Raw genomic sequence first — 8,918 nt, 5'->3', positions numbered from 1 at the left:
GCTTATGACGTCTCTTATTCTTATCCAATCAATGACAGCACAACTGTAGTTCCATTTATGTACACTATTCCTGGCGCAACATCTGAAGAAGATGTATCAGGATTCGGTGCTCATGTTTCATTCTCCTTCTAATTAAATTAATTAGAAAATCTTACACACATAAAAAGACCTGCCCAAAAGCAGGTCTTTTTTAATGAATTATTCCTCCTTGAAACTTTTGGAAGTATTATATGTTTAAAGATTTATTTTATTATTCTGAAATAGTATAAAAATAACTTGGAAACAAAAAAGTAATGAATTAAATTATTGCTATTTGTTTTCTAGCATTATCGTCTCTCTTCTAGAAAAAATTGAAAAAATGTCACCTATTTTTAAGTGTCTATTATGCAAAAAAGATATAGAAAGATCAACTAAAACTTTTTGGAAAAAAAAAGGGCATCTCTTATGTTCAACCTGTTTGGATAGTATAGAAAGAAATAAAAGATAAAAGCCTTTAAAATTTTAAAACTCTTAAGTTTAAAAAAATAATTTAAAGATTACTGTAAGTCTAAAGAATCTCTAACAAACTATGTACAATTTATGAGTGCTGTTATGAAGCCAGTACAGCTATTATAAAATTTGTCTTTTCTTCTATAAATCAATGATTATTTTTTAAGTATAAACTTTTTGAAAAAGTGTAAATAAAAACTCCCTTTGATGAAAAGACAGTATGTTTATTAACATAGTTTTCTTTTCTTCAAAAGGAGTGATAAATCGTTTAGCTTATTGCAAAAAAATTTTTTGCTATAGAGTTTAAATTTTATCTATTCTAGTTGAATGTGAAATTAAAATTTAAAACCAGCCTGGAATGATTTGTCCGGTAGTTACGTATGCACCAACTGCTGCAACGAAACCTAACATTGCCGCCCAACCATTAAAACGTTCTGCTTCAGGAGTCATAATAATAAAAGAAAATTTATATTAACTATTGTAACAGCATTCATTAAGCTTTGTAAAGTATTTGCTGGTATTTAATTTTTAGAACTGTTTAAAGGATTATTCGGTGCTATTTATTCGCAAAACTGATACATAAATGTATATTCTATCCATTATTCATTAATTCAATCTGCAGAAAACTTTGGCCAGTATTTTAAATTAATTAATGTAAGTCATTATCATTTTTGAATAATCTAATTGGTTGTTGGAGAGAAATATTATTGAATAAGCTTAAATTTCTAATTATTTTAAGATTTGAGTTTTATTATTAAGATTCCATTCGATAGGATTACTCAATTATTTAGATGTGGGTCGCCTGAGATTCGAACTCAGGACCAGCCGGTTAAAAGCCGGATGCTCTACCGCTGAGCTAGCGACCCATTTTGTAAAATTGAGTACATTAAAAATTATCCCTTTTTAAGGCAAAAAAAACAACTTATTATCCTAACTTGAACAATTGAAATACAATTCTTAACTTATAAGATAAAAAATTAAAAATTCTCTCTATATTTACAGTTAAAAGGTAGGATATTGGATAAGTAACAGAATTTCAAAAATGCTTAGAACAATCGTAGTATTTGCACCAATTATTGCAGCTTTGGCTTGGGTTATATTTAATATACAAAAGCCAGCAAGAGAGCAATTCAACAGAGACTTTTTGGGCAAGGATTAATCTAACTTGATAGAAAAAGAGGTAATAGTAATAGGAGCAGGTCTAGCAGGTTCTGAAGCTGCTTGGCAGGTAGCTAATTCTGGCGTACCAGTTAAATTAATTGAAATGAGACCTCATAAATCAACTCCAGCTCATCATACAGATGAATGTGGAGAATTGGTTTGTAGCAATAGTTTTGGGGCTTTAAGTCCAGATAGAGCTGCCGGTTTATTGCAAAAAGAACTCAGATTTTTTAATTCTTTGATAGTCAAAACAGCAGATAAATTTGCTGTTCCAGCTGGAGGTGCTTTGGCTGTTGATAGATCTAAGTTTAGTAACGCATTGACTGAAGCTTTATCTAATCATCCCTTAATCGAAATTAAAAGATATGAACAACTGGAACTACCTAGCAAAGATAGTATAACTATCCTCGCAACCGGTCCGCTAACTGCAGATGCATTGGCCAACAAAATTCAGTCTTTTACAGGTGTCAGTGCCTGTCATTTTTATGATGCTGCTAGCCCAATTATCTATGGTGATACTATTGATCATAAAAAAGTCTTTAGAGCTAGTAGATACGACAAAGGTGATCCTGCATATTTTAATTGCCCAATGAATAAAAATGAATATATTCATTTCAGAAGCGAACTAATAACAGGAGAACAAGCTGATTTAAAAGACTTTGAAAAAGAATCTGCTAATTTCTTTGAAGCTTGTTTGCCAATAGAAGAAATTGCTAGAAGAGGAATTGACACAATGAGATACGGTCCTCTCAAATCTATTGGATTGTGGAATCCAAAGTGGGGAGACTTATTCGATAGAGAAAATAGAATAAAAAATCGACCTCATGCAATTGTTCAATTAAGGATGGAAGATCTCAAAGGGAAGTTGCTTAATATGGTAGGTTTTCAAACCAACCTAAAATGGTCAGAACAAAAAAGAATTTTTAGGATGATTCCCGGCTTAGAAAAAGCTGAATTTGTACGCTTTGGAGTGATGCATAGAAATACCTTTTTAGAATCTCCTAAATTACTTTTACCAACACTTCAATTTATGAATAGAGAAACTCTCTTGGCAGCTGGTCAGATAACAGGAACGGAAGGTTATGCTGCTGCGGCGGCAGGTGGGTTGCTAGCAGGAATAAATGCATCCTTATTAGCTATGAGTAAAAACCCAGTAAATTTCCCTGATGAATCAATGATTGGTTCCTTAATAAATTTCATTAGTAATAGAAATCAAATATTATCAAATCAGAAAAAAAATAAATTTCAGCCAATGCCTGCTTCTTTTGGTTTAGTTCCAGAACTTAATTATAGAATAAAAGATAAAAGATTAAGATATAAAGCTTATCAAGAAAGATCCACAGAAGCTTTAAAGTCGTTTAAAAAAATATTGGATTCTCGTTTGAGAAAAGATCACTTACTTACCAAAATTAACTAAAATAAATTATTTTAAGGCTTAAAAATGAAATCCAATAATAAAAATTTTGATGCGATTATAATTGGCTCAGGAATAGGAGGATTAGTAACAGCATCCCAGTTAGCTGCTAAAGGTGCTGATGTTTTAGTTCTTGAAAAGTATATCATTCCTGGAGGAAGTGGTGGCTCTTTCAAAAGAAATGGTTACACCTTTGATGTTGGTGCTTCAATGATATTTGGATTTGGAGATAAAGGTCATACCAATTTATTAACTCGTGCGCTTAAAGATGTAAATGAAAAATGCGAAACTATTCCTGATCCGGTCCAGCTGGAATATCACCTCCCAAATAACTTCAATATTTCTGTAGATAAAAATTATGATCATTTTATAAAAAAATTATCAGCAGCTTTCCCCAAGGAAAAAGAAGGTATAAAAAAATTTTACGATACCTGTGCAAGTGTATTTAAATGTTTAGATTCAATGCCACTTTTATCAATAGAGGATCCCAGTTATCTTTTTAAAGTTTTCTTTAAATCTCCAATATCCTGTTTAGGTTTAGCAAGATGGTTACCAGTAAATGCAGGAGATGTCGCTAGAAAGTTTATAAAGGATCCTGAGCTCTTGAAATTTATAGATATCGAATGTTTTTGCTGGTCAGTAATGCCCGCTATAAAAACACCTATGATTAATGCTGGAATGGTTTTTACTGATAGACATGTTGGCGGTATAAATTATCCAAAAGGTGGGGTGGGAACTATAGCAGAGAAGTTGGTTTCTGGAATGGAGAAATTAGGTGGAAAAATTCGCTATAAGTCCAATGTTATTGAAATACTTTTAAAAGACGAAAAGGCAGTAGGAGTTAAGCTCTCAAATGGGGAGAAAATATACTCAGATATCATTGTGTCTAATTCCACAAGATGGGATACATTTGGGCTGAAAGATAAAAAGAAAGGTTTAATAGCAAGGAAAAACGTTCCCAAAAGTGAATATAAATGGTCAGAGACCTATAACCCCTCTCCTTCTTTTGTCTCGATCCACCTTGGTGTTGAAAAAAATCTTATTAGTAATAACTTTAATTGCCATCATATAATTGTTGATAATTGGGATGAATTAGAGAGTGAAAAAGGAGTTATTTTTGTTTCTATACCTACTTTGCTTGATTCGACTTTGGCTCCAGAAGGTAAGCATATCATTCATGCATTTACTCCTTCATCAATGAGTGAATGGGAAGGCTTATCGAGGAAAGAATATCTGCAAAAGAAAGAAAAATATTTCTCTTTTCTGGTTAAAAAAATTTCATCTATTGTACCTAATATTGAAGAGCATATTGATCATAAAGAAATTGGAACTCCAAGAACTCATAAAAAGTTTCTAGGAAGATATGAAGGTAGTTACGGACCTATTCCTAGTCAAAAATTGCTTGGACTTTTACCAATGCCTTTTAACACAACAAAAATTAAAAACCTTTATTGCGTAGGTGATTCATGCTTCCCGGGTCAAGGTCTAAATGCAGTTGCTTTTAGTGGATACGCTTGTGCTCATATAATAGGTTCAAAATTAAATATCAATAGTTTCAGCTTGCCTGATTAAATAAAGGGGCATAAGCAGATGATAGAAAAGTTTAAAACTCTTTTTTTTGTAAAATGTTCTTTAATTTCTTTATATTTAGCACTTACAATTCCTATACCGTTTATCTCAATAGGTAATTTAAAATTCCTCTCAATATTTATATTTGTTTTAGGTTTATATTTGATTATCAACATTACAAGTGATTACGTTGAGACTTCTAATAAAAAAATTTCATATAAAACTAGCTTTATTTCTAGAACCCTAGGGAGAAAAAATTGGGAGATTCCTTGGAAAGATATTAAGTTAATAAAAAAGCTTCCAACCAGTCAGGGTAGTAAGGTTTATTACTTTAATACTACTAGAGGTGATAATTTTCTTATTCCACAAAGAGTGGAAAACTTCGAAAGATTTATTTCAATCATTTGTGAAAATACAAAAATAGAGGTTGATGAAATATCTTATATATCACCCTTATGGACCTATAAGTTACTTACCTTTCTTTCCGTATCAATGATAATTGGTGAATTATTTGCTTATCTAGGTTAGATATTATCAATGCTAAACCTATATCCTTGTTGTCTTACAGTTGTTATTCCTCCTCCTTCTCCCAAACCTGCCTGTTCTAGTTTTCTCCTTAATGTTAATACTTGAGTATCAACTGATCTAGGTCCTCCACTAAAGGGAGGCCAGGCCATCCTCAAGAGCTCCTGTCGACTTCTAACCATTCCTGGTGGCATAAGTAAAGCACAAAGTAACGCAAACTCCCTAGGACTTAATTCCACAGGTTTCTCACTTAGTGTTACCTGTCTAAGAAGTAGATGGACTTCTAAAGGCCCAACCTCAACTTTTTCTTGTAGTCCTATTCTGCCTCTTTTTAAAAGGGTTCTACATCTTGCCGCTAATTCTTCAAGACCAAATGGTTTTCTGAGAACATCATCAGCGCCTTCATCCAGTAAGTTAACTAGTGCTTCAACACCAGATCTGGCAGTTAACACTATTACTGAGCAACCTAATTGTTGGGCCAACCTCATTGCAGTGTTCTGCTCAAGGATTTCAGCACTTACAAGTAGCTCAGGTGATTGTTCTCTACATAGATCAACTGCTTCTGCTGCCGATCCGACAGCAGCAGCTAAGTGCCCATCTTGGCGGAGTCTTTGAACGAGGACCGTCCTAAGTGTCGGGTGAGGTTCAACAACAAGGACTCTTGAGGGTGTTTGGGAGCTCGTTGGCAATTGTGAACCGCCAGGAGTTGAAGCTAAGATTTGCTCAGTTGATTGCATTCTTAATTACTGTTTGGCCAGGCAATTTATTATTATCCTTAATAAGGTATAACAAATGCTCAAAAAAAATAAGAATCTATCGAATTATGACATCATTTGATAATCCGAGAGCAATTCGTCATTTTCAATCGATTTGCGATAGTTGCCAAGACTTGGTTAGTCGTTTTCACAACCCTTCAGAACTTAAATTATATTGTGATGGTTATCTCCAAGCCTTAAGGAATTGCAGTGCTTTAGAGCAAAGAGATCAAGATAAACTAGAAAAATTAATAGAGAGATGGATTCTAGATCCATCAAGTTTTATAGAACCAGATGGAGATGAAAAAAAGGGTTTTTTTGATAAAAAAAGATTTTAAAATATTAATTTTTATTAACTAAAGTCAGTATTTATACTTATAAATTGTTTTAAGAGGCTAATTCAATTTCGATTTTTTCTTTTAAGGTGCCAGAATTATACATTTCGATAAGAATATCTGAACCTCCAAGAAATTCACCTTTTAGATAGACTTGAGGAATAGTAGGCCAATCTGAATATTCTTTAATACCTTCTCTCACATCAAAATCACTAAGAACATCAAAAGTGCTAAATTCAACCCCTAGAGAGTTGAGAATTTGAACAACATTGTTCGAAAATCCACATTGAGGCATTAATTTAGTCCCTTTCATAAAAACCATAATAGGATTTGATTCTATTAGGTTTTTGATTTTATCTTCCGTATGATTTTTCATGATTTAAATAGGGGTTTCTGTTTTTAAGGCTAGTGCATGTATAGCCTCTGAGGCTAATTCTTCTTTTAAAGCAGCATATACTAGCTGATGTTGTTTGACTAATGATAATCCATTAAAACTAGATGAAATTACCGTAACTTGTAAATGGTCATTTCCCTTAAGGTTTTCAACTTTAACTTGCGAATCGGGCAACTTTTTAGTTATTAAACTTATAACTTTTGAATTAGTAATCATGAAAATTATTTAAAAACCTTTATATATTGTCTCAACAAAACCAAGTTGTAATAGATTTTCATATGCTTCTTTGCCTTCTGGACTATTTGGAGTCATTAATCTAATTATTTCAACCAGCAAGGGTACAGCCACCTCAGGTTGTTCCTTCCTTTTGTAAAGAGAAGCTAATCTAGCATTTGATTTTGCCCAGGTTTTTATAGATTTTCTTCCTTTTTTTTCCATTTCCATTGGTACTCTTGCATCCAAACCTTTGAATGAACCATTGAGATCTCTATAAAATCCTGAAAGTTGTCTGGCTAAATTCCTCGCTTTATCATAAGTTTGCTTTGCCGATTCAAAATCACCATTTTTTACTAGATTGTCACCTTCAGTTAAAAAATCTTCTACATCCGCAATTGATAGCTTTTTGTTTGTACTTGAAAGAACCTTATATTCATCTGCGTTTTTACTTCCGGCAAAAGAGAGATTCATAAATGACTGTATCCCAAGAAAGATAAATACAACTGGTATAATTTTTAGGAATTTCATAATCTCATTATTGATTAAATTTCATATTAACTGATAATGGAATTATCTACCCACATTTTTTAAAGCGATTTTTTCTGCTTTTTGCATTCTTTTATTCAATATCTCATTAAAATCTTTAATTGATAAATTAGGATTTTCATTTACAAACATAGGCTCTCCAAAGCATAACGAGACTTTAGCTCTTATTTTTGGAGATACTTGGCTGTAAGCGATTCCTATAGGAATGATAAATATTGAGTTTGTTCTTTTTGCTGCCAATAGAGCCAATCTATATAACCCCTCTTTAAGGGTTAATTTTTTACCGTATTTATTAATTTTTCCTTCAGGAAAAACTACGAGTTGATTCTTATTGAGTATTAGATTTACAGCGTATCTTAATACTGACAGAGAAGGTGATAATTGATCAATTGAAAAACAACCAAGTCTTTTGAGAAACCAACCTTGTATTCCGTTCATTTCAGATTTTGTAACCATAAATCTACAATCTTTGCTAGTTACCCTTCTACCAATTGCCTTAGTGAGGATCAATCCATCCCATCTTGATCTATGAGTTGGGGCTAGAATAATTGAAGAATCTTTTGGAATAGAGAAACCTTCATCCATTATTTTTATTTCACTAAAAAAAATCTTTATTAGTATGTCTTGTGTTAAGAACATTGCTAAAAAGCCTAAGAAAGGATTAATAGTGCAATTATCAGTAGATTTTTTCTTCAATTTCAACTAACTATATATTAATAATTTATAGGTTTGTTATTTTTTATTAGCTATTATTGGGCGGTTACTAGATTGTCTAGAAACTTAAAATTTTAAAATTATGACGACCTTAGGAGTAAACATTGATCATATCGCTAATGTAAGGCAGGCTAGAAAAACTGTAGAACCTGACCCTGTGCAATTTGCTTTTTTGGCAGAATTAGGTGGTGCAGATTCTATAACAGTACATTTGAGAGAGGATAGAAGGCATATACAAGATAGAGATGTATTTCTTTTGAAGGAAACTATAAAAACAAAACTTAACTTAGAAATGGCCGCAACAGAAGAAATGTTAGAAGTTGCAAAAAAAATAATTCCAGATTACGTAACATTAGTCCCTGAGAAAAGAGAGGAAGTTACCACTGAAGGTGGATTGGATGTTAAAAGTAATGTGAAATATCTGAAGAACTTTGTTAAAAATTTAAAAGAGTCAAATATTGAAGTAAGTGCTTTTATTGATCCTATTGGAGACCAGATCAATTATTCTAGAGAAATAGGTTTTGAAATTATAGAGTTACATACTGGAAAATATGCCGAAGTGACGGGTTACGAGCAGCATAAAGAATTTCAGAGGATCTTAGAGTCTGCATATGAAGCAAATGATCTTGGACTGGTTGTTAATGCTGGGCATGGACTTAATTATCACAATGTCGAAAAAATTGCATCAATTAACAATATGAATGAATTAAACATAGGTCATAGTATTGTTGCAAGGGCTTTAGCGGTAGGTTTAGAAAAGTCTGTTCGTGAAATGAAGTCTCTTATTAAATCAAATTAAA

12 protein-coding genes and 1 tRNA gene are annotated in these 8,918 nt (G+C 32.4%); 6 read left to right on the top strand and 7 right to left on the bottom strand.

The features are described from left to right. Positions 1–831 precede the first annotated feature (831 nt). Together HA140_RS06020 and HA140_RS06015 are read right to left on the bottom strand one after the other, a co-directional pair. Positions 832–939 carry a high light inducible protein gene (locus HA140_RS06020; protein ID WP_011132751.1) on the bottom strand — a complete coding sequence of 36 codons (108 nt, stop codon included), beginning with the start codon at positions 937–939 and terminating at the stop codon, positions 832–834. 344 nt (positions 940–1,283) lie between these two features. Continuing rightward, positions 1,284–1,355: transfer RNA gene (locus HA140_RS06015), tRNA-Lys, on the bottom strand. Between the two features lie 176 nt (positions 1,356–1,531). Between HA140_RS06015 and HA140_RS06010 the strand changes: the two genes are divergently transcribed. The 4 genes from HA140_RS06010 to HA140_RS05995 are packed head-to-tail and all read left to right on the top strand — an operon-like array spanning position 1,532 to position 5,161. Next, the gene (locus HA140_RS06010; protein ID WP_011818654.1) at positions 1,532–1,648 is read left to right on the top strand and encodes a photosystem II protein Y; all 117 of its coding nucleotides are present in this window, start codon (positions 1,532–1,534) and stop codon (positions 1,646–1,648) included. Positions 1,649–1,654: 6 nt separating this feature from the next. Then, positions 1,655–3,067 carry a methylenetetrahydrofolate--tRNA-(uracil(54)-C(5))-methyltransferase (FADH(2)-oxidizing) TrmFO gene (gene trmFO, locus HA140_RS06005; RefSeq protein ID WP_209040203.1) on the top strand — a complete coding sequence of 471 codons (1,413 nt, stop codon included), beginning with the start codon at positions 1,655–1,657 and terminating at the stop codon, positions 3,065–3,067. 24 nt (positions 3,068–3,091) lie between these two features. Continuing rightward, positions 3,092–4,636: a carotenoid isomerase gene (crtH, locus tag HA140_RS06000; protein ID WP_209040202.1), complete on the top strand. Its 1,545-nt coding sequence runs from the start codon at positions 3,092–3,094 to the stop codon at positions 4,634–4,636. Positions 4,637–4,654: 18 nt separating this feature from the next. Further along, positions 4,655–5,161 carry a hypothetical protein gene (locus HA140_RS05995; RefSeq protein ID WP_209040201.1) on the top strand — a complete coding sequence of 169 codons (507 nt, stop codon included), beginning with the start codon at positions 4,655–4,657 and terminating at the stop codon, positions 5,159–5,161. On the opposite strand, the gene HA140_RS05990 is transcribed toward HA140_RS05995, so the two are convergent. After that, positions 5,158–5,895 (bottom strand): response regulator transcription factor, encoded by a 738-nt coding sequence (locus HA140_RS05990; RefSeq protein WP_209040200.1) that lies wholly within the window; start codon positions 5,893–5,895, stop codon positions 5,158–5,160. The two genes, HA140_RS05995 and HA140_RS05990, sit on opposite strands and share 4 nt — an antisense overlap. Before the next feature lie 86 nt (positions 5,896–5,981). Here HA140_RS05990 and HA140_RS05985 point away from each other — a divergent pair, with 86 nt between their 5' ends. After that, complete coding sequence (locus HA140_RS05985; protein WP_209040199.1) at positions 5,982–6,251, top strand: DUF6761 family protein; 270 nt, start codon at positions 5,982–5,984, stop codon at positions 6,249–6,251. Positions 6,252–6,300: 49 nt separating this feature from the next. On the opposite strand, the gene grxD is transcribed toward HA140_RS05985, so the two are convergent. Genes grxD through HA140_RS05965 form a run of 4 tightly spaced genes read right to left on the bottom strand, consistent with a single transcriptional unit; the run spans position 6,301 to position 8,043 of the window. Next, the gene (gene grxD / locus HA140_RS05980) at positions 6,301–6,624 is read right to left on the bottom strand and encodes a Grx4 family monothiol glutaredoxin (protein ID WP_209040198.1); all 324 of its coding nucleotides are present in this window, start codon (positions 6,622–6,624) and stop codon (positions 6,301–6,303) included. A 3-nt stretch (positions 6,625–6,627) separates the two neighbouring features. Further along, positions 6,628–6,858, bottom strand: a complete 231-nt coding sequence (locus HA140_RS05975; protein ID WP_209040197.1) for a BolA family protein — start codon at positions 6,856–6,858, stop codon at positions 6,628–6,630. Between the two features lie 9 nt (positions 6,859–6,867). Next, complete coding sequence (locus tag HA140_RS05970) at positions 6,868–7,386, bottom strand: hypothetical protein (protein WP_209040196.1); 519 nt, start codon at positions 7,384–7,386, stop codon at positions 6,868–6,870. A 42-nt stretch (positions 7,387–7,428) separates the two neighbouring features. Next, positions 7,429–8,043 carry a lysophospholipid acyltransferase family protein gene (locus HA140_RS05965; protein WP_209040249.1) on the bottom strand — a complete coding sequence of 205 codons (615 nt, stop codon included), beginning with the start codon at positions 8,041–8,043 and terminating at the stop codon, positions 7,429–7,431. 157 nt (positions 8,044–8,200) lie between these two features. Here HA140_RS05965 and HA140_RS05960 point away from each other — a divergent pair, with 157 nt between their 5' ends. Beyond that, on the top strand, positions 8,201–8,917 hold the full coding sequence (locus HA140_RS05960; RefSeq protein ID WP_209040195.1) for a pyridoxine 5'-phosphate synthase: 717 nt from the start codon (positions 8,201–8,203) through the stop codon (positions 8,915–8,917). Position 8,918: the final 1 nt, after the last annotated feature.

Origin of the sequence: Prochlorococcus marinus CUG1417, assembly GCF_017695975.1 — a bacterium.
GTDB lineage: Bacteria > Cyanobacteriota > Cyanobacteriia > PCC-6307 > Cyanobiaceae > Prochlorococcus_A > Prochlorococcus_A marinus_AG.
Note: the sequence above shows the minus strand (reverse complement) of the source record. Positions and strands in the feature narration are given on the sequence as shown.

What these genes read in the sequence shown, in the direction of transcription:
- HA140_RS05990 (WP_209040200.1), bottom strand. Translation starts at nt 5,895, where the DNA reads ATGCAATCAACTGAGCAAATCTTAGCTTCAACTCCTGGCGGTTCACAA.
- HA140_RS05965 (WP_209040249.1), bottom strand. Translation starts at nt 8,043, where the DNA reads ATGTTCTTAACACAAGACATACTAATAAAGATTTTTTTTAGTGAAATA.
- HA140_RS06010 (WP_011818654.1), top strand. Translation starts at nt 1,532, where the DNA reads ATGCTTAGAACAATCGTAGTATTTGCACCAATTATTGCAGCTTTGGCT.
- grxD (WP_209040198.1), bottom strand. Translation starts at nt 6,624, where the DNA reads ATGAAAAATCATACGGAAGATAAAATCAAAAACCTAATAGAATCAAAT.
- HA140_RS05995 (WP_209040201.1), top strand. Translation starts at nt 4,655, where the DNA reads ATGATAGAAAAGTTTAAAACTCTTTTTTTTGTAAAATGTTCTTTAATT.
- HA140_RS05975 (WP_209040197.1), bottom strand. Translation starts at nt 6,858, where the DNA reads ATGATTACTAATTCAAAAGTTATAAGTTTAATAACTAAAAAGTTGCCC.
- crtH (WP_209040202.1), top strand. Translation starts at nt 3,092, where the DNA reads ATGAAATCCAATAATAAAAATTTTGATGCGATTATAATTGGCTCAGGA.
- HA140_RS06020 (WP_011132751.1), bottom strand. Translation starts at nt 939, where the DNA reads ATGACTCCTGAAGCAGAACGTTTTAATGGTTGGGCGGCAATGTTAGGT.
- HA140_RS05985 (WP_209040199.1), top strand. Translation starts at nt 5,982, where the DNA reads ATGACATCATTTGATAATCCGAGAGCAATTCGTCATTTTCAATCGATT.
- HA140_RS05970 (WP_209040196.1), bottom strand. Translation starts at nt 7,386, where the DNA reads ATGAAATTCCTAAAAATTATACCAGTTGTATTTATCTTTCTTGGGATA.
- HA140_RS05960 (WP_209040195.1), top strand. Translation starts at nt 8,201, where the DNA reads ATGACGACCTTAGGAGTAAACATTGATCATATCGCTAATGTAAGGCAG.